This window comes from Paraburkholderia sp. BR14312, assembly GCF_040948675.1.
Lineage (GTDB): Bacteria > Pseudomonadota > Gammaproteobacteria > Burkholderiales > Burkholderiaceae > Paraburkholderia > Paraburkholderia nodosa_A.
The window spans coordinates 277,654-298,827 of the sequence record NZ_JBFPKI010000009.1 but is presented as its reverse complement, the minus strand read 5'-3'; the positions used below and the strand labels follow the sequence as shown (position 1 = coordinate 298,827).

The 21,174-nt window shown below is 59.1% G+C and carries 21 protein-coding genes; 13 read left to right on the top strand and 8 right to left on the bottom strand.

Features of this window, described 5'->3' with window-relative positions; all coding sequences use genetic code 11:
• Positions 1–27: 27 nt before the first annotated feature.
• From AB3X98_RS25805 to AB3X98_RS25775, 7 genes are all read right to left on the bottom strand, one after another.
• Positions 28–765: an OmpW family protein gene (locus AB3X98_RS25805; RefSeq protein ID WP_368602886.1), complete on the bottom strand. Its 738-nt coding sequence runs from the start codon at positions 763–765 to the stop codon at positions 28–30.
• A gap of 218 nt (positions 766–983) precedes the next feature.
• Positions 984–1,781, bottom strand: a complete 798-nt coding sequence (locus AB3X98_RS25800; protein WP_368602887.1) for an SDR family NAD(P)-dependent oxidoreductase — start codon at positions 1,779–1,781, stop codon at positions 984–986.
• A 261-nt stretch (positions 1,782–2,042) separates the two neighbouring features.
• Entirely contained in the window at positions 2,043–3,614 is a 1,572-nt protein-coding gene (locus AB3X98_RS25795; protein ID WP_368602888.1) for an AMP-binding protein, read from the bottom strand.
• Between the two features lie 13 nt (positions 3,615–3,627).
• Entirely contained in the window at positions 3,628–4,932 is a 1,305-nt protein-coding gene (locus tag AB3X98_RS25790; protein WP_368602889.1) for an acyl-CoA dehydrogenase family protein, read from the bottom strand.
• A gap of 32 nt (positions 4,933–4,964) precedes the next feature.
• Positions 4,965–5,795 carry an enoyl-CoA hydratase/isomerase family protein gene (locus AB3X98_RS25785; protein ID WP_368602890.1) on the bottom strand — a complete coding sequence of 277 codons (831 nt, stop codon included), beginning with the start codon at positions 5,793–5,795 and terminating at the stop codon, positions 4,965–4,967.
• Positions 5,796–5,824: 29 nt separating this feature from the next.
• Positions 5,825–7,048, bottom strand: a complete 1,224-nt coding sequence (locus AB3X98_RS25780) for a thiolase family protein (RefSeq protein WP_368602891.1) — start codon at positions 7,046–7,048, stop codon at positions 5,825–5,827.
• Positions 7,045–8,172, bottom strand: coding sequence for a trans-acting enoyl reductase family protein (locus AB3X98_RS25775; RefSeq protein ID WP_368602892.1), 1,128 nt, complete (start codon positions 8,170–8,172; stop codon positions 7,045–7,047). Before AB3X98_RS25775 ends, AB3X98_RS25780 begins: the two co-directional genes overlap by 4 nt.
• Before the next feature lie 209 nt (positions 8,173–8,381).
• Between AB3X98_RS25775 and AB3X98_RS25770 the strand changes: the two genes are divergently transcribed.
• Complete coding sequence (locus tag AB3X98_RS25770) at positions 8,382–9,335, top strand: helix-turn-helix domain-containing protein (protein ID WP_368602893.1); 954 nt, start codon at positions 8,382–8,384, stop codon at positions 9,333–9,335.
• 194 nt (positions 9,336–9,529) lie between these two features.
• Here AB3X98_RS25770 and AB3X98_RS25765 read toward each other — a convergent pair whose 3' ends face one another.
• The gene (locus tag AB3X98_RS25765) at positions 9,530–10,132 is read right to left on the bottom strand and encodes a TetR/AcrR family transcriptional regulator (protein WP_368602894.1); all 603 of its coding nucleotides are present in this window, start codon (positions 10,130–10,132) and stop codon (positions 9,530–9,532) included.
• Positions 10,133–10,319: 187 nt separating this feature from the next.
• Here AB3X98_RS25765 and AB3X98_RS25760 point away from each other — a divergent pair, with 187 nt between their 5' ends.
• The 12 genes from AB3X98_RS25760 to dmpG are packed head-to-tail and all read left to right on the top strand — an operon-like array spanning position 10,320 to position 21,170.
• Positions 10,320–11,150, top strand: coding sequence for an alpha/beta fold hydrolase (locus AB3X98_RS25760; RefSeq protein ID WP_368602895.1), 831 nt, complete (start codon positions 10,320–10,322; stop codon positions 11,148–11,150).
• Entirely contained in the window at positions 11,147–11,443 is a 297-nt protein-coding gene (locus AB3X98_RS25755) for a hypothetical protein (protein ID WP_354123140.1), read from the top strand. Before AB3X98_RS25760 ends, AB3X98_RS25755 begins: the two co-directional genes overlap by 4 nt.
• A gap of 7 nt (positions 11,444–11,450) precedes the next feature.
• Positions 11,451–12,290 carry a hypothetical protein gene (locus tag AB3X98_RS25750; protein WP_368602896.1) on the top strand — a complete coding sequence of 280 codons (840 nt, stop codon included), beginning with the start codon at positions 11,451–11,453 and terminating at the stop codon, positions 12,288–12,290.
• Between the two features lie 19 nt (positions 12,291–12,309).
• On the top strand, positions 12,310–12,654 hold the full coding sequence (locus AB3X98_RS25745; RefSeq protein WP_368602897.1) for a non-heme iron oxygenase ferredoxin subunit: 345 nt from the start codon (positions 12,310–12,312) through the stop codon (positions 12,652–12,654).
• An 11-nt stretch (positions 12,655–12,665) separates the two neighbouring features.
• A complete protein-coding gene (locus tag AB3X98_RS25740) occupies positions 12,666–14,069 on the top strand; it encodes an aromatic ring-hydroxylating dioxygenase subunit alpha (RefSeq protein ID WP_368602898.1) in 1,404 nt (467 codons plus the stop codon).
• Positions 14,066–14,617: a 3-phenylpropionate/cinnamic acid dioxygenase subunit beta gene (locus tag AB3X98_RS25735; protein WP_368602899.1), complete on the top strand. Its 552-nt coding sequence runs from the start codon at positions 14,066–14,068 to the stop codon at positions 14,615–14,617. Before AB3X98_RS25740 ends, AB3X98_RS25735 begins: the two co-directional genes overlap by 4 nt.
• 2 nt (positions 14,618–14,619) lie before the next feature.
• The gene (gene hcaB, locus AB3X98_RS25730; protein WP_368602900.1) at positions 14,620–15,429 is read left to right on the top strand and encodes a 3-(cis-5,6-dihydroxycyclohexa-1,3-dien-1-yl)propanoate dehydrogenase; all 810 of its coding nucleotides are present in this window, start codon (positions 14,620–14,622) and stop codon (positions 15,427–15,429) included.
• A gap of 23 nt (positions 15,430–15,452) precedes the next feature.
• Positions 15,453–16,451 (top strand): NAD(P)H-dependent flavin oxidoreductase, encoded by a 999-nt coding sequence (locus AB3X98_RS25725; protein ID WP_368603056.1) that lies wholly within the window; start codon positions 15,453–15,455, stop codon positions 16,449–16,451.
• A gap of 36 nt (positions 16,452–16,487) precedes the next feature.
• Positions 16,488–17,267: a 2-keto-4-pentenoate hydratase gene (locus tag AB3X98_RS25720; RefSeq protein WP_368602901.1), complete on the top strand. Its 780-nt coding sequence runs from the start codon at positions 16,488–16,490 to the stop codon at positions 17,265–17,267.
• A gap of 4 nt (positions 17,268–17,271) precedes the next feature.
• Positions 17,272–19,146 carry a feruloyl-CoA synthase gene (locus AB3X98_RS25715; protein ID WP_368602902.1) on the top strand — a complete coding sequence of 625 codons (1,875 nt, stop codon included), beginning with the start codon at positions 17,272–17,274 and terminating at the stop codon, positions 19,144–19,146.
• Between the two features lie 22 nt (positions 19,147–19,168).
• Positions 19,169–20,119 carry an acetaldehyde dehydrogenase (acetylating) gene (locus AB3X98_RS25710; protein ID WP_133187382.1) on the top strand — a complete coding sequence of 317 codons (951 nt, stop codon included), beginning with the start codon at positions 19,169–19,171 and terminating at the stop codon, positions 20,117–20,119.
• A gap of 13 nt (positions 20,120–20,132) precedes the next feature.
• Positions 20,133–21,170 carry a 4-hydroxy-2-oxovalerate aldolase gene (dmpG, locus tag AB3X98_RS25705; protein WP_368602903.1) on the top strand — a complete coding sequence of 346 codons (1,038 nt, stop codon included), beginning with the start codon at positions 20,133–20,135 and terminating at the stop codon, positions 21,168–21,170.
• Positions 21,171–21,174 lie beyond the last annotated feature (4 nt).

Sequence of the window (21,174 nt, the reverse complement as noted above, 5' to 3'; positions counted from 1 at the left end):
TCGGAGCTCAGGCAGCGCCTTCGACCGTTAAAACTTGTACGAGATACCGAGGAAAGTCACGATTGGATGAAGCCTGACTTTCGCATGACTGACAATCTCTGTTCCGCCTGCCGTTTTCCCTGTCAGCGTCACATTGGTGTCGGTAGGGATATATGCAACCAGCATGTCCACAGACCAGCGCTTGGATATCTGATAGTCCAGGCCAGCCTGTACCACCGGGTTCCATGAACTGGAGGCATGTGCGGTCGCAGTTCCACCGGGACCGAAGGATTGCTCGACAAAATCGGAGTTCGTGACACGCGTGTCAGTGAACCACGTGTAATTGACGCCGACGCCGACGAAGGGCCTGAATCGACTGTCGGGCTGACCAAAGTGGTAACGCAATACCACCTCGGGAGCCCACGTCCGCGTATCGCCCAGAACGCCATAGCTATCCATCACGCCCCGCCCCTCTAGCTGCATTCGACCGGGCCAGCCACCCAAAAACGCAACGCCAATTTGATCGGTAATGTAGTGTTCGAAGATGAAGGCGGGTAAGTCTGCGCTTCGGGCACCAGCCCCTGAACCCGGAATCGGCATGTTGACAGGCGTTCCGCCGACGCTTGTTACCGTCAGCGGACCGCTACCGGTTTGTGGCGCCACATGCGCCCAGCCAAGACTGACGACGTTGTCGCCAGCCGCCTGTGCGTGAGCGCTGTCGACAGATCCAGCAATCAGCGTCAAGCCTGACAGGCATGCCGTTGTTGCGTATTTCCACTTCCACATAATTGTCTCCGTTGTCGTTTTTTTCTAAACGTTGTGGTCGAACTACAGCTTCCGACAGTTCAGCGAGGCCATATTGGGAGGGGCGGCCTTCGCGGAACCGTGGGACAGTAAGGCCGCCGCAGTGCTCCGCGACGCGCTCGTGCTAGAACGGGTTGGCGTGGCGATTTGCGGGCCGGTAACCAGGACGTTGCCGCGACGTAACGCCGGGTCGGGCCGGGTTAAACCCCCAACTTTCTGCGCACGAGTGCGCCATAGCTGTCGGGAAACAGACGAGCAATCCATTGCAGGGAGCGCGCGCCATTGCCGACCAGCAGCCGTTTGTCGCCGCGTAGCAGTCCCGCCACAATCTCGCGTGCACACTGCTCGGGTGTTGTCGTCATCTGCCGTTTGTTGGCATCCAGTAGGCGACGCTCAAAATCCGTCTCGTGTTCGGCTTTCGGAACGTTGCTGATATTGGTGTTGATGCCACCCGGGTGCACGAGTACGGCTCGCACGCCGGTGCCCTCCAATTCCTGCCACAGTGTTTCTGTTAGTCCTCGAACGCCGAACTTGGAGATCGTGTATGCAGCCGAGCAGGGTGTTGCCACTAGCCCGAAAACACTCGATATATTTACGATGCAGCCTTGGCGCCGGGCCAGCATTTTTGGCAAGAAGGCTTTGGTGCCGTAGATCACACCCCACAGGTTGATTCCGATTACCTTCTCGAACTCCTCTATCGTGGCGTGTTCGACTGAGGCCAGCACCGAGGTTCCGGCGTTGTTGATCACAAAGTCGACCTGCCCGAAGTCACTGGCTACTTCGTCAGCATGCCGAAACATTGCATCGCGACTTGATACGTCGAGTAAGTAGGAGCGTGACGAGGTGGCGACCGGCAATAGCTCGACGGTTTTCGCTAGACTCTGCTCGCTCACATCTGACAGTGCGAGACGAGCGCCCTTGCGAGCGAGTTCGATAGCCAGCGCGCGGCCAATGCCCGACCCCGCACCAGTGATGGCCACGACGAGATTACTGAACATGGCCGTGCACCTCCGCATTGCCACGCATTGCTGCAGCACGACACAATACTTTGACGCAGTTTGGCATCCGCCTGACGTCTGTCGGTGTAACCAAAGGACGGTTCTTGTCCATTCAATGTCTCCTCTCTGCCATCGCTAACGAAAGATGGGCTAGGCATCCACTTTTTATTTCGTTATGCGAATAAAGATAATCGTTATTGAGTTTGAAAAGACCGGTCGGAGTATGCCGACCGGCCGAACTTCTACGTCCCCATGTGAACGTCAGATTTTGCGCTGCTCGTCCCGCCAGAAAGGCGCGCGCACATCCTTTTTTAGGACCTTGCCGTTGGGGCTTCGGGGAAGGGCATCGACGAACACGACGCGCTTGGGGGTTTTGATTCCACCGAGCTTAGGGCGACAATAGGCAATGATCTCGTCCTCGGTCGCTTGTTCGCCCTGGTTCAGTTCGATCACAGCCGTGACTGCTTCGCCCCAGTCTGCGTGCGGAATGCCGATCACGGCGCAATCCTGCACCGCCGGGTGGGTCCAGATGACCTGCTCAACCTCGCTCGGGTAGACGTTGAATCCGCCGCTTATGATCATGTCCTTCTTGCGGTCGGTAATATGAAGGAAGCCTTCTGAGTCGAGATAACCGATGTCGCCGGTGTGGAGCCAGCCATCAATGATTGTTTCAGCGGTCTTGTCCGGGGCCTTGTAGTAACCTGCCATCAGCAGATCGCCACGAACGCAGATCTCACCTGCCGCGCCGATGGGAAGAATTTTCCCATTGTCGTCGAGGATTTCGACACGCACGAGCGGCGCAGGCCGCCCGGCGGCCGACAGCCGCGCGTCGTCGGCAATTTCACCGTTGCGGAAGTGGTCTTCGGGACGCATGAATGCAATGGCGGAGGGAGCTTCAGCTTGACCGTATCCCTGAAACATCACCGGTCCGAAGACTTCGATCGCGCGACGCAACTTCTCCGTTGACATCGGAGCTGCGCCGTAGATGAAGTATTTTAGCGACGAGAAGTTGCGTTTTTCGATCCCGGGAATTTCGAGAAGTCGATAAATTACCGTGGGCGGCAGATAGAGTTCCGTAACACGGTGTTTTTCGATCAGATCAAGCAGGTGATGCAGGTCCATTCGATTCATCACCACAATCGTCCCTGCGCGCGCGGTACATGGCAGGGTAAGCGTGCCGGCGGCGTGTGTCATCGGAGCGGCGACAAGATTCACGATCGGCTCGTCCGAAGAGTATGGCGCCGCAAACATCTGGTGCAGTGCGCTGACGGACAAACTTCGGTGAGTGTTCATCGCACCCTTCGGTGCGCCCGTCGTTCCCCCGGTCGGCATCACGCCGGCGAGGGAGCCCTGTTCCGGGACAAAGTCCGGAAGGGAGGCTGGCGCGTTTGCAAGGAACGATTCGAGCGTAACGGCACCCGCTGCAGATGCAGCTTCGACGTTGTCGCCCAGACAGATCACGGTGTGCAGTTTTTTCAGGTCAGCACGAATTTCATGCACAAGCGGCAGGAACTGCTCGTGACAGAACAGTACTTCGCAGTCAAAGCCGTCCAGCAGCCGCTGGGTCTCCTCTGGCGGATTCGCCGGATTGACCGGGACCCAGGCGAGCCCCGCGCGCCACAGTCCAAGCACACAACCCCACGCCTCAGGGTCGTTACTTGCCAGCACTGCGCCCTTGGCATCGCGCTCGATACCGCGGCCGAGTAGGGCATTGCCGACGCGGCAGGACAGCTCGCCGATGTGCCTGTACGTGAAGGTGCGATCGCCAGCGATGAAGGCGATCTTCTCGGGGTTGGCCCGCCACCCGCGGTCGAAGAAATCTGTGATAGCCATACAAGTTCCTAGTTCACAACCCGATTCGATCGCTGCGGTAGAGCAGGGAATTCAGGTAGCCAAACTTCATGTTTAGAAGATGATTCTCGCCGTCCTCGATCCGAGCAGCCCTGGCGTCCCGGAAGAGCTTCTCTAGCGGGTATTCACGGGTCAATCCATAACCGCCGAACAGCTGCAGGGCCTCGTCTACGACTTCGAACGCGAGGTCGGTACACGTAACCTTCGACGCGCCGGTAAAGTACGGATGTTTAGCCGGCGAGAGCAGGGTGTATTCAGTGGCACGCCTGGCCACCGCGCGAATGGTTTCGACTTTCCGCGCCATGGCACCGAGCCGGTACTGGACCATTTGATGGTCGCTGAGAAGTGCGCCACCCTGGCGCCGCTCGTGCACATAGGCGAGCGCCACTTCGAATGCAGCCCTCGCCATGCCGGTTGCCATCTGGCCCATGCCAACGCCCGCTGTCGACCACGTATTTGCATGACCGCGCCAATATTGCTCCCCTGAGGACACTGCGTAGCGCAGGGGCACCTTGACGTTGTCGAAGTAGATCTCGCCTTGCGGTAACGCCCGCTGGCCGAGCTTTTCAAGCGGCTTGCCGCGGCTCACGCCTGGAAGGTCCAAAGGAACAATTACCTCGATACCATGCGGATGCCCTTCTTCGTCGAAGAACCCGTTACCGTAGTCGGCCACGATCGTCAAGATTGCAACCTGCGCTACAGAACCGTTTGAGACCCAGGCAGAACTCTGCCCATTGATCACAATGTCGCCACCGCTGACCTTCGCTGTGAGATTGCCTTTGTTGCCCTGCGGTGCTGTAGCGTGCCGTTCGCCTGGGTAGAGCATTGTGCCGTCGGAACCGCGATCTGGCTGGGTCGCGATCCAGCATCCGAGCTTGTTTGCAGTCAGATCGATGAGTTCCTGGTTGGCGGCCCGCTTGGCGATCATGTTCGGGAACGCGGCTGCGGCGAGCGATACCGTTAGTCCCACGTCACCCCACCCGAATTCTTCGATTACGATAGCTTGTAGCCGGGCCAGTGCTTGGGGCGGCACATCATCAGCGTCGGTGTCGAAACTGATCCCGGCTGAAGCTGCGGTCTTGATAAAGTCCCAGTAGGGAGAGCTCGGTGCAATCGCATCCTCGGCGCTCAGCTTGTCGATGGCAATCGCCGTAGGCCGCATTACATCTCGTGCAAACTTGTGCATCGCTTGCTGGATGTTGCGTTCTTCCTCGCTGAGGACTTCGAATCCCGTGAGTTCGACGTACGGCAGATCCGGCCGCACTGAAGTCAGCGCAGCGTGTTCGACCTGTTGTGTCATTTCGGCGTCTCCTGTTTGCAACGGTCGTTCGGCTACTCGGCGGCGGCGAGAAGCGCTGGGAGGTCACGCTCATGCTCGACGTCCTGCATTTGCGCCATCTTTTCCAGGCCCTCCCGGACAGGGGGCTCGTCTACAAGCTTCATGAACGCCGCATTCTCACTGGCGAAGCCGGCGAATTGTGCGTCGACGGCCCAGCCAAAAACGCTTTTGATGACCTCGTCCACAGCGGCAATCGAGCCTGGCGGTCGCTTCGCGACACCGTGGGCAAGGGTGCTTACGTATGTATGGAGATCCTCGCGCGGCAGCGTCCGGTTCACGAAACCGTAGGTTGCCGCTTCGTCGCCGCTGAAATCGCGTGCCGACAAAATCACCTCGCGAGCACGGGCAGGCCCGATCAACATCGCAAGACGTGTGGTACCGCCGCCTGCAGGCAAGATGCCGCCACTGGCCTCTGGCAGACAGAACCTGCTTCCTGGCGTCGCGAAGCGCATATCGAGGGCGAGTATGAATTCGAGCCCCGCGCCGCGGCAGATTCCATCGACCACGCCAATGGTGACCTGCGGCAGGGTCTGCCATGCAGTCGAGAGCGCTTGCATCACGTTGATGTCGTCATAGCGGCTCCGGGGCGCTGTCGGGTCGCTAGAGAGCCGGAGGAGGTCGTTCAGGTCAAAATGCGCAACGAAGAACTCCGGATTCGCGCTGCCGAAGACTACGACTGCGGTCTCACGGTCAAACGCGAGCGATCCCGCAAGGTCGAACAGTTCGCCGATCATCTGAGCATTGATCAGGTTCAGCGGCGGATTGTTGAAATCAACGAAAAGAGTCCGGCCATCGCGCCGGATGTTAAGTGTCTGGTAGGTCATTGTCTCCTCCGAGAAGATATGCGGACGATTCAGGAGCCGAGAATGGTGATTGCGGCGGCCGCCTCCTCACCTGCGTAGAGCCCGCCGCCGTTCTCCGCGAGGGCTATACGGGCGCCGTGAACCTGGCGTGCTCCGCAGTTACCGCGAAGCTGGTGCACAAGCTCATAGATCTGGGCGAGGCCAGAGGCCCCCATTGGGTGACCTTTGGATTCGAGGCCACCGGACGGATTGATCGGCAAGCTGCCGCCGAGCTTCGTTGCACCAGATTCCGCGAACGGGCCGCCGGCGCCGATCTCACAGAATCCAAGCAACTCGGATTGCAGAAGCTCACCAAATGAAGATGCGTCATGGACCTCCGCCACGGAAATGTCCTCGGGTCCGACTCCCGCCTGTTCATAGGCGGACCGAGCAGCGAGGCGGGTGACTGATCGATCCCAGGCCGAGAGCGGACGCACGGTCCCACTCTGCAGAACGTTTGCAAGTACCCTTATCGGCTGGGCGCTGCCGAGACGTCGCAGGCCGGCTGCATTGCAAACGACAACTGCGGACGCTCCATCTGTTAGTGGAGCGCACATCGGGACTGTGAGCGGCCCCGACACCGGCCGTGCCGCCAGGATGTCCTCCACTGACATTTCCTTGCGAAAGTGTGCGAGAGGGTTATGGACAGCATGCGCGTGATTCTTCGAGGAGATGACGGCAAGCTGTCGCTGCGTAGTTCCGAACGCATTCATGTGTGCTCGGGTGAGCGCGGCGTAGATATCCATAAACAGGCTGTGAGGTTGCCCATCGTCTGGAATCACGCCCCCCAACTCCTCGAGAACGGCTCGCACACCTTGCCTGTCATTGACGTCGACACCGCCGTCGAAGACTCCAAGTGCTTTGCTCTTGTCGCCAATACTCAGTTTTTCGGCGCCGACCGCCAGCACGACGTCTGCTGCCCCGGAGCGCACATGCATGATCGCCTGATGCAAGGCTGTCGCCCCCGTCGCGCACGCATTCTCGACGTTCACGATCGGGATGCGTTCGAAGCCCATCGAACGCAGCGCCATCTGGCCGGCCACTACCACCTGGCCTTCGAGGACGTCCTGACACGTATTGCCAAAGTACGCTGCGTCAATGGCGCTCAGATCGCCTCGGGCGTCACAGATGGCCTCAAGCACCGCCGTCCTCGTGAGATCCTTGACCGACGCGTCTTGCCTAACCCCAAACGAGGTCATGCCTACGCCAGCGACCCAAACGGGCACCGCGCTCATGCCACTGTCTCCTCGGTCACGCGTGCAAGGCCAAACGCCTCCAGAGCCCCCATGAGTTCGCGATGTCCCAGGAACTGCGCCGGCGATCGGAAGCCCACACCGCTGTAGGTGTTTCCGAGCAATCGCATGGCCGCATAAGCCTGCAAAACACCAGTGATTTGATAGCCGGAAGTGCCGTGAATAACTGCGCGTGCGGTGATGTTGTTCCCGCGGCCAATACACCAGTCAACGGATCGGTGCACCTGCCGGTTTTCACGAGGCGGCGTGTTGGGCGTCATGCTGGCTGCGATCCGGTCTAGCACCGGGTGCAGTTTCTCTTCAGGCAACCATTGGAACATGACCTTGAACATGCGCTCCGCTGCACGAACCCGCTGGGGAATATCACCCTTGTCATTACGCATCGCGACGAACATGCGACAGTTGCGCACCCTGCGGTCATCCCGGAAGAACACGGGGAGTGCCGTGCCACCCCACTGAAGGCCCGGGACAACATATGCGGTACCAGGCACCACCATGTCCTGCTGGACGATGCCGTCGTACTTTTTAAGGACGTTGTCCTGGAGGTAGTAAGAATCTGTGCGAATCACATCGAACATCGACTGGCTCGAGCCCACTGTCGGAACTGCGCTGACGTACTCCCCAAGCTCGAGAGTGTCGATTCCCGGTGTTTCCAGAACTATGCGGGCAGCAATGTCGTGAACCGCATACTGCATGGACACAGCAGTCGATACGACCAGTCCGGCGGCCGCGAATTTGGGGCCCCATTCGTCAAGCAACTGAAGATGGTGTTGCTGCTCTCCGGCAGTGTCGAGATAGTGGCATCCGGCGCGCAGCGCGGCTTCGAGGACTGGGGGCGCATATCGCAAAAAAGGGCCGACCATATTGCAGACGACCTTTCTGCCTTTGAAAAGCGCTACCAGCGACTCGACAGAACCGTCGACTTCGGCGATTTCGTAATCGGCAGTTTCGATTCCGGGCACTGAAGCCATGACTTCCTGTAGCTTCGACTTGTTTCGACCTGCGGCGACGAACGGGATGTTGTATTCGCGCAGGTACTCGGCCACCAACCGTCCGGTGTAACCGCTGGCGCCATAGATGACGACAGGACGCAGATCGCTCATCATCTCCTCCTATTTAATAGTTTGGTTGCTGTTAGTGATGGCCGACTGTACTGGGTGACTGGCATCCGGCGCTTGCACATGCGTGCATGCGACTTGTCGGTTTGTGCATCGTGGGCCCGGATTGGGGTTTCTGCGCACTTGACGGCGGCCTTCCTGATCCACACGATCGCTGGTAGTTGTTATCTGTCAATTCGCCAATGGAAAGGAACCCAATGGCAGCTGTTACCTGGTCGACCCACGGGTTGCCCCACAAGCTCTTGCAGGACGCATTCAGCAGCAAGCTCTCTGATCTGCATGTAAATTGGACGTTATCGATCCCAGAGCCGGACGGATTTGACGCATCTGTGCGGTACCGGAAAGTGGATCGTCTGACAATCGGGGAGTTGCGGAGTGGCCGGATTACCGGCCAACGAGCGGCGTCGGGAGATGCACCGCTACTGGGTGTTCTGATGAACCTCAGTGGACGGCTAGCGTGCCGCTACGAAGATGGGCGCGAGGTCGTACTGCCTCCCAATCATCTGCTGATCTGGGATAGTGAGCTCGGTTTTGACTTTGACGTTGAGGGGTCTCATCGCGAGTTCTATCTGCTTTTGCCCCGCGAGCGAGTTCCCTTGACGGTTGCGAGCGCTGCCACTCATTTGTGCGGCGCGTTACCGGCGGTGCAAGGGTCTGGCCTGCCGGCCATTGCCGGTGAGCACCTCCGCACGATCTCCCAGGAGCTCGACCAACTGTCCGATGGCGCATTGGCGATTGCCTGTCAGTCCTTTTTCGACTTGCTCGACGCGGCGCTGACCGTCGACACCGATCGTCCTTCCTCAAAGGCCATACTGCTAAATGCGATCCGGCAGTACATTGACAAAAATCTGGACGACCCCGAATTGTGCGCTGCGTCAATCGCAAACGCTCATCATATTTCGGTGCGAAAATTACACGTTACCTTCGCAGGTACGGGGACAACGGTCAGTCGTTGGATCCGTGATCGTCGGCTGAAAGTCTGCTATCGCGAACTATGTGCGGCTGCCAGTACGAAGACGGTGACGGACGTGGCTTACAAATGGGGATTCAACGACGCAGCCCACTTCAGTCGGACGTTCAAGCAGGCGTTCGGCGTAACCCCAAGAAGTTTGCGGATCGGCAGCGCGGGACCGGCCCTGGACGATTACTAAGTCCAGTGTTCCAGGCCTGGGTTGTTTTACTGTGCCGAAGATTGCGTACAAAAGCTCGTCGCTGTGCCCTGTGCCCCGCCTGACGGCATCAGGATGCGCAAGCAGCCGGTCGCAGCATGACCTGGTGGTACGGCTTGCTGAAGCTGAAAGTCAGGACGGGCGCTGCTGCGAGGTCCTGCTTTCGTAGGCCAGAGTTAGTGTTCGTCGCGCAGCAGCATGCGCTCCATGAAAAAGCGCCGCTCGTCCCGCTGCTTATCGGTACCCTGGTTTGAAAGTAGGGATTCGGCCAACTCATAACTGTAAAGGGCGAATGCGCGCTTCCGTGCTTCCGAAATATCGAAGCCGAGTGCACTAAAGCACTGGGCAATATAAGCAAGACGCTTCGCATCCACCTCATCCACAAATTGACGGGCCATCTCGTCCCGCCTTGCCCATCCCCGTATCGCTAACTCCATCGCGGCGGCCACCTGCGCTGCTTCGCCGTGAAACGGCAACGCCAGCAGTTCGCGCAGCAGTTCCCGCGTCTTGACGTTGCGTTTCTCAAAACGCTCAATGATTTGCTCTGTGGCGGTATCGCGCCACCACGTCAGCAAATGACTCAAGAGATCGTCGCGGTCTTTGAAGTGCCAGTAAAAGCTGCCCCGTGTGACCCCAAGATTTTTCGACAGAACCTCTACACGCACGGCTTCGACACTCTTGTCGACCAGAACTTCTGCGGCTGCACGGATCCAGTCATCCGGCGTGAGTTGAGGTTTGCTTGACGCGTCCGAAGTACGCGCTACCGAAGATCGTGACATTGCGTGTCCGTAAGGGCAAAAGAAATATTTTACTTCATCGACACATGCAGAGCCGTATGGTCATGTGTACTCACGTTAACACTTGGAAATTTGACTGACGAGGGTTATTGACTTCATCTCTGCCACGACATACGATTCATTCCATACACATACGTATGTGTATGGAGAGAACGCGAGGAGAGCGAGAATGGGCGATTTGGCAGGCGTTGGAAAGACGCTGCAGGCGGCGGACCATCGAACGAACTATCACGAGGTCGGGCAGGGCAAGCCGCTTTTCCTGCTGCATGGATCCGGTCCCGGTGTGTCGGGCTGGACCAACTGGAAGGGCGTGATGAGCGATCTTGGTGAGCAGTTTCGCGTGATCGTGCCAGACATCGCCGGCTTTGGTTTCACCGAGTTCAAGGAAGGCAGCAAGTACGACATCAAGCTCTGGGTGCGCCATCTCACGGGCATCATGGACGCACTTGGTATCGAGAAGGCGTCCTTCGTCGGAAACTCGTTCGGCGGCGCGCTCGCCATCGGTCTTGCGCTTTTCGACAAGCAACGCGTTGACCGGCTAGTGTTGCTAGGCACCCCTGCAGGCGAATTCGAACAGACCCCCGGCCTGAGGTCGGCATGGACGTATGAACCGTCGCTCGAGAACATGGAGCAGACGATGCGTTTGTTCCCTTATGACCAGGCGATAATCACCGATGAGATGGTCCGGACGCGTTATGAGGCCAGCGCTCGTCCTGGTGCGCAAGACGCCTTGCGTAAGCTGATTCCGAGGCCGAATGACGACGGGCCGACGATCGTCAAGGGATTCCCCGCGTCCGCCGTCGCCGGCATCGAAGCGCCGACGCTCGTGCTGCACGGGCGCGAGGACAGAGTCGTGCCGCCTGCTTGCGGTGCCCTACTCGCTCAGCACATTCCCAACGCCGATCTGTACCAGTTCGCCAAGTGCGGCCACTGGGTGCAAACGGAGCGCAGAGACGATTTCCTCCGGCTCGTCACGGATTTCGTTGGACAGCAATCATGAGCCGCAACAGCGTGGAGCGTGTGCTGCATCAGCTGTGTATCGATCGCGGCGCCAAACAGCGGTTTAAAGAGGGCGCGGAGCAGTTCCTCGAGCGCTTGCCGCTGACTGACGCCGAGCGCGCGATGATCTTGTCGTTCGACGTGAAAGGCCTTCAGCGATACGGGGTGAACAGCATGTTGACCATGGGTTTTTGGCAGGAGCTCTCGCCGAATCGCGACATGAGGGCCTATCTGTCGCGCCTGCGTGATGTGAAGGACGGGGAAGCGGTTTTTGCAGCGGCACTGAAGGGGTAGATCAACTATGGGAAAAATCGTAGGAGCGTTTCTGGTCCCGCATGATCCCGTCATGTATGTGGCGCCGGAGGCGCCGGCGAAGCAGCAGCGCGATGCGGTCTGGCAGGCCTATGCGGAGTGCGCGCAGCGCCTGCAAGAGCTAGAGCCGACCACCGTAATTATCATCGGCTGCGATCACTACATCTTGTTCGGTCCGCAGTGTCTGCCGAGCTACCTGATAGCGACCGGAGACGTCGACGGCCCCATCGATCAGCTACCCGGACTCAAACGCGCTGCGTTCAGCAATAACGAGGCGTTGGCGACACATATCGCTACGTACGGACGTGAAAACGGATTCGATTGGGCGGTGGCGCGCGCGTTCACAGCGGACCATTCGGTGGCGATTCCTCAGCAGCTTATCGTTGATCCGTTGCGCACGATGAGCGTAGATGTCAAAACCATTCCGGTCTATCTGGCGTGCGGCGTCGATCCGTACATCACGTTACGGCGATCCGCGGAACTGGGCGGACAGATCAGGCGGGCAGTCGAGGCTTTCCCCATCGATGAGCGCGTCGTCGTGATCGGCAGCGGTGGAATAAGTCATTGGGTAGGCTCTGCCCAAATGGGGCGAGTGAACGCTGTGTTCGATCGCGAAATCATCGGGTACGCCGAGGCAGGCGATCTCAATGCGCTATGCGCGTTGTCGGACGAGTACATCCTCGAGCATGGCGGTGAGGGTGGAATGGAAATCCGCAATTGGGCCTGCGCCATGGGAGCGCTCGAAGGCTCCCGCGGAGAAACGATTGCCTACGAGGCAGTGCCGGAGTGGGTGACCGGGCTGGGTTTCGTACAGCTGCATCCGCAGTGAAGCGAGAAGGACTCCTGATATGAGCAACAAGATTTTCTTGATCAAACGAGACCAGCTGCAACCAGGACAGGTGTGCAAGGTTGAGCAGTCGAGCTGCCCGCTTGCGGTCTACAACGTCGACGGTGTTTTCTATGCGACGTCCGATATGTGCACGCATGCGACCGCTTCGCTTTCGGAAGGCGAAATTGTAGACGGCGATCTGATCGCCTGCCCGCTCCACGATGGGCAATTTCATATTTCGACCGGGCAAGCGATGGCGTTCCCATGCACGGTGGATCTGCGGACTTACAAGGTGATCGAGGAAGGCGACGATATTTACGCCGACCTTGAACAGGAAGCGGACGCGGCGGCGTCGGCAATCTGAGGAGCGAAGAAATGACACATGAGTGCACCGGAAGCTGCGAGCGGCTGCGCAAGGATCCGGCTAGCGAGCCGCTTGCCGGCCTCGACCGGCTGATCGACCTCGACGCCGGGCGTCTGTCGCGCAGGGTCTATTGGGATCAGCGCATCTACGAGCAGGAACTCGAGAAGATCTTTGCCCGGAGTTGGCTGTTTGTCGCGCATGAGTCCCAGATTCCCAAGGCCGGCGATTATCTGACGACCTATATGGCCGAAGACAACGTCATCGTCGTTCGACAGAAGGACGGATCCATCAAAGCGTTCCTCAACACCTGTCCGCATCGTGGCAACAAGCTGAACTTCACGGACGCTGGTAACGCACGCAGTTTTGTCTGCAACTATCACGGCTGGGCTTTCGGCATCGACGGTGCGCTGCGCGGTATGGCCGGCCAGGAATTGTTCGACGAAAGTGGAATGAATCGCGCCGAGCACGGCCTGCACCCCGTCGCTCAGGTCGCAACCTACAAGGGCTTGGTATTCGGCAATATGGATCCGGATGCGCCCTCGTTGAACGAATACCTTGGCGATTTCCGGTATTACCTCGATGTGATCCTCGATATGGACGGGGAGGGCACCGAGTTTGTCGGCGGCTGCGTCAAGTCGGTGATCAACTGCAATTGGAAGATTCCGACGGAAAACTTCATCGGCGATATCTACCACGCGCTCTGGACGCACGACTCGGCGGCACGCGCAATGCTGGGCGGACCGGTTGCGGAAGTTTATAAGGATCCCGACTCGTACCATGTGAACTTCAACGGCCACGGCTGGGAGTTCAATCTCGACATCATCGGCAACGCGGCTACGTTGGGCGAAAAGGAAATTCGCAAGTATCTGTATGGCATTCAACCGAAAGTTGCAGAGCGACTTGGCGAGTTTCGCTCCAAGATGATCGGTTCGATTTCGTCTGTCAGCGTCTTTCCGAACCTCTCGTTCCTGCCGGGGCAGAACACTTTCCGCGTTTGGCATCCGCGAGGACCGGGCAAGATCGAACTGCACACGTGGACCATCGTCAACAAGAGCGCGCCGCAGGAGATCAAGGACAAGTGGCTTAAGGGGACGATGATGACGTTCTCGCCGACGGGTGTGTTCGAGATGGACGACGGCGAAAATTTTGAATTTTCGACGCGTACCAATGCGGGCTTCGTCACGCGGCAACAGGACTTGTACATGGGGCTTGGTCGCGGCAGCCGTCTTGAGGACAGCGACCTGCCCGGCAATGTTTACCGGAATCAGGTCAACGAGGCCAACCACCGTGCGTTCTATCGGCGCTGGCTCGATCTAATGCAGGCCCGCTCGTGGAGTGACGTGCCGAAACGCGACTCGGCGAGGCTTGATGAGAATGCATTTGTCCACGGGCAGGCAGCAAAGGAGGTCGCATGAGTGCGGTACCTACGCTCGTATCCGCCGGACCGGCGGATGGCACGGTGGATCGGGAGGTTGCCCATCGCATCGAGCAGTTCCTCTTCCGTGAGGCACGGCTGCTCGATACGGAGGCATGGGACGACTGGCTCTCGCTCATGACAGAGGATATCCATTATTGGATGCCTGCCATCGAGAACCGCAGGCGCGCAGACAAACTCGGCGCGTATGCCCCGGGTCGTGCCGCTTACTTCGACGACAACCACTTCGATCTGGAGCGCCGCATTGCAAGGTTCAAGCAACCGTCGGCATGGGCGGAGGATCCGCCAACCCGGCATGTGCATGCGATCAGCAATGTGGAGGCGTTGCCCGGTTCTCGGCCTGGCGAGTATGTCGTCCATTCCGTCTTTGTCAATTACCGCAGCCGCGGCGAGGCGGACAACGACCTACTACTTGGCAGACGCGAGGATCTACTCCGCGAACTCAACGGCAGCTTCAAGATCGCGAGCCGCAAGATCGTCATCACGCAATCGCTGCTGATGTCCAAGAACCTTAATACGTTCCTTTGACCATGGGTTGGCTAGACAACGATGTAGCGCTGATTACGGGCGCCAATTCCGGGATCGGGCTCGCCGTGCTGCGGCGTTTCCTGCAGGAGGGCGCGAAGGGCGTCGGGGCGCTGGTGCGTAGTGCTCAAGGCGCGGATGCCTTACGTCAGGAGTTCGGAAACCGCGTCGCGGTGACTGTTGGTGACGTTCGCTCCGCCACGGCCAACGAAGAGGCTGTCGCTGCGACGCTGAGCGCATTTGGCAAACTCGATACGTTGATTGGCAATGCGGGCGTTTGGGACTACTTCGCATCGCTGCGGAAGTTTGCCGACGGACAGCAGCTCGCTGACACTTTCCGCGAAGTGTTTGAGGTCAACGTAATGGGGTATTTGCTTGCCGCGCACGCTGCGGCGCCACTATTGCGTGAGACGAGGGGCAGCATGATCTTTACGCTCTCCAACTCTAGTTTTTATGCCGGTGGTGGCGGACCCGTCTATGTGGCTTCGAAGCACGCTTGCGTCGGGATGATTCGGCAACTCGCCTATGAACTCGCGCCGGACGTTCGCGTGAACGGCGTGGCCCCGGGCGGCACTGCGACCCCTCTCAAAGGCCCGGAATCACTAGGCAAGCATGACGCGCGGCTATCCGAGATCCCAGGATTCTCGGATGCCGTGGCGGACGCCGTACCGCTCGGCTTTATGGCCCAACCGGAAGACCACACGGGACATTACGTGCTGCTCGCCTCGCGCACCAATTCATGCGCGACGACGGCGAACATCATTCAAAGCGATGGCGGGTGGGAGGTGCGCGGGCGTCCCCCGCGCAAAGCATGACGGATATGGGAGGCGTGACGAAGATGGACGGTGCGACAAACCGCGGCTGCCTCGACGAGCTGTTCCCTGCCGGTCGGTTGCCGTTAATGGCGGCGCCGATGTTTCTGGTTTCCGGACCGGAGCTTGCGATCGCCTGTGCAACAGCCGGCATTGTCGGTAGCTTCCCCGCCCCGAATGCTCGCAATGTCGATCTCCTGGAGGTATGGCTCGCGCAGGTGACATCCGCTTTGCGCGATATGCCGGGCGCTTCCCCCTGGGCGCTCAATATGATCGTGCATAGCACCTACGATCGCTTCGAGCGAGAGCTGGCGCTGATCATGAAATATCGGCCCCGCATCGTTTCTACCGCGCTCGGCAACCCTGCGCGCGTGCGCGAGCATGTGCATAGCTACGGCGGCATCGTGATGGCGGATGTTGTCACGCCCACGCTGGCGCGCAAGGCCGTCGATGCAGGCGTCGATGCGCTGATTCTTGTTACCCATGGCGCGGGCGGGCACACGGGTTATTACAACCCTTTCGCGTTCGTCGCCGAGGTCCGCCAATTCTGGAGCGGACCCCTTGGGCTCGCTGGATGCATTACGAGCGGACGCGATATCCGCGCCGCCCAATTGATCGGTGCCGACTTCGTCGTGGCCGGCACACGCTTCATTGCGACTCGCGAAAGCATGGCGTCCGCCGAATATCGCGATCTGGTGGTGAGTAGCCGGATTGAGGATTTGGTTGAGTCGAAAGCCGTGTCGGGTGTTCTTGCTAACTGGCTCAAACCCACGCTGCATGCGGCCGGCATCGATGCGTCTCTGAATAGTGAAGGCAAACGGATCGATTTTTCGGGCGACATCAGTGCCGGGAAAAAGGCGTGGAAGGACGTGTGGTCGGCGGGACAAGGGCTAGGCGCAATCGAGCGCTCGAGCAGTGTCGCTGAGTTGGTACGGCAGCTCCAATGCGAATACCTCGAAATGCTGACAACTGAACGGGAACAAACCGGTGCACTGTTGGGCCGCTGGCGAGGGGCATCCGCGTGACACGCGTCGGTCCGTGAATATTACGAGGAGAGAGGCATGAAACCAGGCATTGAGGGAGCAGCCGAAGCATTGTGGCAGGCGCGCTCCGAACGGAAGACTATCGCTCGCGTGTCGGAGACCTTCGACATTCAAACGGTGCAGGATGCCTACGCGATCGCCGAGGTCAACGCCAACCGCGCCCTTGCGGCGGGCGCACGAGTCTGTGGAAAAAAGATTGGCTTGACATCGAAAGCTGTGCAACAGCAGCTTGGGGTCGATCAGCCCGACTACGGCGTACTGTTCGCGGACATGGAGTATTTGAGCGGTGCTGAACTGCCGGCGCAAATGCTGATTCAGCCAAAAGCCGAAGGGGAGATCGCGTTCGTTGTTGGTCGCGATCTCGATGCCCCAGACTTGAGCTGGGGGCATTTTCTCATCGGTTTGGAATACGCGTTGCCGGCGATAGAGGTTGTTGACAGTGCGATCGACGATTGGAAGATTACGCTTGTCGATACCGTCGCTGACAATGCGTCGTGCGGGCTCTACGTTCTCGGCCTCGAGCCGCGCCGTATAGGCGACCTCCCGCTGGCCGGATGCGGGATGGACTTCAGGAAGAATGGGATGACTGTCTCCGTCGGGTCAGGGGTGGCTTGCCTCGGAAATCCGCTGAGCGCGACGTACTGGCTTGCCAAAAAGATGGCTGAGCTCGGCCAACCCCTGCGCGCCGGTGACGTCGTGATGTCGGGCGCGCTCGGGCCGATGGTGCCGGTGACGAGGGGCGATCGCGTCGACGTGGAGATCAGCGGTCTGGGGCGCGTGAGCTGCGCGCTGGAGTGACGCGATGAACTCGGCGCATGATGTACCCGACGGGCTTGGCTGGAATCACGCGTCAGCGGAGCTTGCCTTGGCAACGCCCGATATCGAACGCATTGACGTTCCGGACGGCAGCTTCATTCTGCGTTCGCGCATGCCGCCAAGGCCGCACGCTCGGTGCATCGGCAGCTGGCTTGAATACTGGAGCCGCACCACGCCTGGACAGGTCTTCCTGGCGGAGCGTACTGACGACGGTGCGGGCTGGCGCCGTTTGACGTATGCGCAAGTGCGAGCAGAGGTGGGCGCGATCGCCCAAGGCCTGCTCGATATCGGCCTGGCATCCGGGAGGCCCATTGTCGTTCTATCGGATAACAGCAAAGATGCTGCGCTTGTGGTGCTGGCCGCGATGCATATTGGCTTGCCGGTGATGTTCATATCGGCAGCCTATTCGAGGGCAGCGCACGATTGCAGCAAATTGAACGCGCTCCTGAATGTGCTGGATCCGGGTCTGATGTATGCCGACGACGGAGAAGTTTATGGCAGGGCAATGCAGGCTAGCGGCAGGCAATGCCCGCTCGTGTATTCGCGGAATGTACCGGACGGTGGGATCGATCTCGGCTGCCTGCGCAAGACGCGGGAAACGGCAGCCATCATGGAGGCTCACGCACGCGTCATGCCGGATACGCACGCGAAATACCTACTGACGTCAGGCTCGACGGGCATCCCGAAAGCCGTAATCAATACGCACGGAATGCTTTGTGCAAACCAGGAGGCGATCGCTCAGGTTTGGCCGTTTGTTGACTCCGCCGCACCGATCGTCGTGGATTGGCTGCCTTGGAGCCATACATTTGGCGGCAACCACAACTTCAACATGATCCTGCGCAATGGCGGCTCCCTCTATATCGATGATGGGCGGCCCGTGCCTGGGTCGATCGAAAAATCGGTGCGTAATTTAATCGAACTGTCGCCGACACTCTATTTCAACGTGCCACGCGGATTCGATGTGTTGCTGCCCCATCTCGAGCAAAACGAGACGTTTGCACGGCATTTCTTCAAGAATATGCGGGCGATCTTTTTCGCGGGCGCTGCGTTGCCAAAGCCGCTATGGGATCGCCTGAAATCGGCCGCTGAACGCCATCGCGATGCGCCGCCACTGTTCAGTTCGGCGTGGGGCTCGACGGAAACTTCACCGGTTATCACCAGCCTGCACTTCCATTATCCCGAGCCCGGCAATCTCGGTGTGCCGGTTCCGGGCGCGGAAATTAAGTTCGTACCGAACGGTGACAAGCTCGAAATGCGAGTGCGCGGCCAACACGTCTTCCGCGGGTACCTCCATGCGCGGGAGCTAACAGACAAGGCATTCGATGAGGAAGGATTTTATTTGATAGGGGATGCAGGGTGCTTGGCCAATCCCGCAGATCCGAACGCTGGCATTCTGTTTGATGGACGCATCTCGGAAGATTTTAAGCTGACCACGGGGAGCCGGGTATCGGTCGGCACGTTGCGCCTGCGTGCCGTTGCCGCCCTGATGCCGTACGCGCGGGACGTTGTTGTGGCTGGACATGATCGCGATGAAGTTGGCCTGCTCGTTTTTCCGTCACCGGCGTTGCACACGTTGGTCGGAGACGACGCGCGTGCGATGACGGGGAAGCAATTAGCGGCCTATGCAGAAGTCCGAAGAAGGATTGCAACCGCGCTCTCCTCGCTCAACGAAGGTCATGGGTCTGCTAGCCGAGTCGCACGCGCAATCATCGTCGACTGTCCGCCGAACCAGGAGAGGGGCGAGATTACGGACAAGGGATACATCAATCAACGGAGGGTGTTGACGTTGCGAGCGCACGAGGTCGAGCGATTATTTGGCGGGGGCGCCTCGGTCATCTTTCCCGCCACCAACACTCATTGAACGCAATAGCGAAGGACGAGCAATGGCAAAGAAACTGAAGGCCGCGATCATCGGATCCGGAAATATCGGCACCGATTTGATGATCAAGATTATGCGACATGGCGAGCATCTCGAGATGGGGGCGATGGTCGGTATCGACCGTGCATCTGACGGCCTCGCACGTGCTTCGCGCTTGGGCGTAGCCACGACATACGAGGGCGTCGAAGGGCTGACCCGTCTGCCGGTGTTTGACGAAATCGACATCGTATTCGATGCGACAAGCGCCGCCGCGCATGTGAAGAACGACGCGTTCTTACGTCGGCTCAAGCCTGGCGTCCGAATGATCGACTTGACGCCGGCAGCGATTGGTCCGTATTGCGTACCGGTTGTGAACCTTGATGAGCATGTCGATGCGCTAAACGTCAACATGGTCACGTGCGGCGGACAGGCGACGATTCCGATGGTCGCCGCCGTCTCTCGTGTCGCGAAAGTGCACTACGGCGAAATCGTCGCGTCGATCTCGAGCAAATCGGCAGGCCCGGGTACGCGCGCGAACATCGATGAATTTACTGAAACGACCTCAAAGGCGATTGAGCAGATCGGTGGAGCGACGAAGGGAAAGGCGATCATTATCCTGAATCCAGCCGAGCCGCCACTGATCATGCGCGATACGGTGTACTGCTTGTCAGAGCCGGCCGACGAGGATGCCGTGGCGCAGTCGATCGAGGAAATGGTGGCTGCCGTCAACCGTTACGTACCTGGCTATCGCCTCAAGCAGACGGTCCAATTTGACCGCATTGACGCCACTCAACCGTTGAATATCCCCGGGGTCGGCGCGCGGATGAGCGGGTTGAAGACCTCGGTATTCCTCGAAGTGGAGGGGGCCGCGCATTATCTGCCGTCTTATGCCGGCAACCTCGACATCATGACCTCCGCGGCGATGGCCTGTGCTGAACGCATGGCCGCCGAAATGGTCGCCCGTACCACTGCCTGAAGGGAGAGACGGCATGACATCTGACAAAAAGCTCTACATTTCCGACGTGACGCTACGCGATGGTTCGCATGCGATTCGTCACCAATACAGCGTGGAACAGGCCGTCGCCATTGCCAGGGCGCTCGACGAGGCGAAAGTTGACTCGATCGAGGTCGCTCATGGCGATGGTTTGCAAGGATCGAGTTTCAACTATGGCTTCGGCGCACACACCGACCTCGAATGGATAGCGGCAGTGGCGGGGACGGTCAAGCATGCCAAGGTCGCGACGCTACTTTTGCCTGGCATCGGCACGATTCACGACTTGCGCAATGCCTATGATGCCGGTGCACGCATCGTGCGTGTTGCAACCCACTGCACCGAAGCCGATGTCTCGCGACAGCATATCGAGCATGCGCGCAAGCTTGGGATGGAAGCGGTGGGATTTTTGATGATGAGCCATTTGACGACGCCGCAGCATCTGGCTCAGCAGGCAAAGCTCATGGAAAGCTATGGAGCGACGTGCTGCTACGTCGTGGATTCGGGCGGTGCCCTTGGCATGAACGACGTCCGCGAGCGCTTCCGCGCATTCAAAGACGTACTTGATCCCCGAACGCAGACCGGCATTCATGCACACCACAACCTGAGCCTTGGGGTCGCGAACAGCATCGTGGCGGTAGAGGAAGGATGTGATCGCATTGATGCGAGTCTTGCAGGGATGGGGGCGGGTGCCGGCAACGCGCCACTCGAGGTATTTATCGCGGCGGCCGCTCGACTCGAATGGAACCATGGCTGTGATCTCTACAAGCTGATGGACGCTGCAGACGATATCGTCCGCCCGCTGCAAGATCGGCCGGTGCGAGTCGACCGCGAAACGCTCGCGCTCGGTTACGCCGGTGTTTATTCGAGCTTCCTGCGTCACACCGAAGTTGCCGCAAAAAAGTACGGACTCAAGACCGTCGACATCCTCGTTGAACTTGGCCGCCGTCGTATGGTCGGTGGCCAGGAGGACATGATTGTGGACGTTGCGCTTGATCTGCTCAAGGCAAAAGAGGCCGAACGAGTAACCGGATAGTGCC

What these genes read in the sequence shown, in the direction of transcription:
- dmpG (WP_368602903.1), top strand. Translation starts at nt 20,133, where the DNA reads ATGACATCTGACAAAAAGCTCTACATTTCCGACGTGACGCTACGCGAT.
- AB3X98_RS25745 (WP_368602897.1), top strand. Translation starts at nt 12,310, where the DNA reads ATGAGCAACAAGATTTTCTTGATCAAACGAGACCAGCTGCAACCAGGA.
- AB3X98_RS25790 (WP_368602889.1), bottom strand. Translation starts at nt 4,932, where the DNA reads ATGACACAACAGGTCGAACACGCTGCGCTGACTTCAGTGCGGCCGGAT.
- AB3X98_RS25755 (WP_354123140.1), top strand. Translation starts at nt 11,147, where the DNA reads ATGAGCCGCAACAGCGTGGAGCGTGTGCTGCATCAGCTGTGTATCGAT.
- AB3X98_RS25760 (WP_368602895.1), top strand. Translation starts at nt 10,320, where the DNA reads ATGGGCGATTTGGCAGGCGTTGGAAAGACGCTGCAGGCGGCGGACCAT.
- AB3X98_RS25750 (WP_368602896.1), top strand. Translation starts at nt 11,451, where the DNA reads ATGGGAAAAATCGTAGGAGCGTTTCTGGTCCCGCATGATCCCGTCATG.
- AB3X98_RS25800 (WP_368602887.1), bottom strand. Translation starts at nt 1,781, where the DNA reads ATGTTCAGTAATCTCGTCGTGGCCATCACTGGTGCGGGGTCGGGCATT.
- hcaB (WP_368602900.1), top strand. Translation starts at nt 14,620, where the DNA reads ATGGGTTGGCTAGACAACGATGTAGCGCTGATTACGGGCGCCAATTCC.
- AB3X98_RS25805 (WP_368602886.1), bottom strand. Translation starts at nt 765, where the DNA reads ATGTGGAAGTGGAAATACGCAACAACGGCATGCCTGTCAGGCTTGACG.
- AB3X98_RS25710 (WP_133187382.1), top strand. Translation starts at nt 19,169, where the DNA reads ATGGCAAAGAAACTGAAGGCCGCGATCATCGGATCCGGAAATATCGGC.
- AB3X98_RS25720 (WP_368602901.1), top strand. Translation starts at nt 16,488, where the DNA reads ATGAAACCAGGCATTGAGGGAGCAGCCGAAGCATTGTGGCAGGCGCGC.
- AB3X98_RS25725 (WP_368603056.1), top strand. Translation starts at nt 15,453, where the DNA reads ATGGACGGTGCGACAAACCGCGGCTGCCTCGACGAGCTGTTCCCTGCC.
- AB3X98_RS25780 (WP_368602891.1), bottom strand. Translation starts at nt 7,048, where the DNA reads ATGAGCGCGGTGCCCGTTTGGGTCGCTGGCGTAGGCATGACCTCGTTT.
- AB3X98_RS25770 (WP_368602893.1), top strand. Translation starts at nt 8,382, where the DNA reads ATGGCAGCTGTTACCTGGTCGACCCACGGGTTGCCCCACAAGCTCTTG.
- AB3X98_RS25740 (WP_368602898.1), top strand. Translation starts at nt 12,666, where the DNA reads ATGACACATGAGTGCACCGGAAGCTGCGAGCGGCTGCGCAAGGATCCG.
- AB3X98_RS25765 (WP_368602894.1), bottom strand. Translation starts at nt 10,132, where the DNA reads ATGTCACGATCTTCGGTAGCGCGTACTTCGGACGCGTCAAGCAAACCT.
- AB3X98_RS25735 (WP_368602899.1), top strand. Translation starts at nt 14,066, where the DNA reads ATGAGTGCGGTACCTACGCTCGTATCCGCCGGACCGGCGGATGGCACG.
- AB3X98_RS25715 (WP_368602902.1), top strand. Translation starts at nt 17,272, where the DNA reads ATGAACTCGGCGCATGATGTACCCGACGGGCTTGGCTGGAATCACGCG.
- AB3X98_RS25785 (WP_368602890.1), bottom strand. Translation starts at nt 5,795, where the DNA reads ATGACCTACCAGACACTTAACATCCGGCGCGATGGCCGGACTCTTTTC.
- AB3X98_RS25795 (WP_368602888.1), bottom strand. Translation starts at nt 3,614, where the DNA reads ATGGCTATCACAGATTTCTTCGACCGCGGGTGGCGGGCCAACCCCGAG.
- AB3X98_RS25775 (WP_368602892.1), bottom strand. Translation starts at nt 8,172, where the DNA reads ATGATGAGCGATCTGCGTCCTGTCGTCATCTATGGCGCCAGCGGTTAC.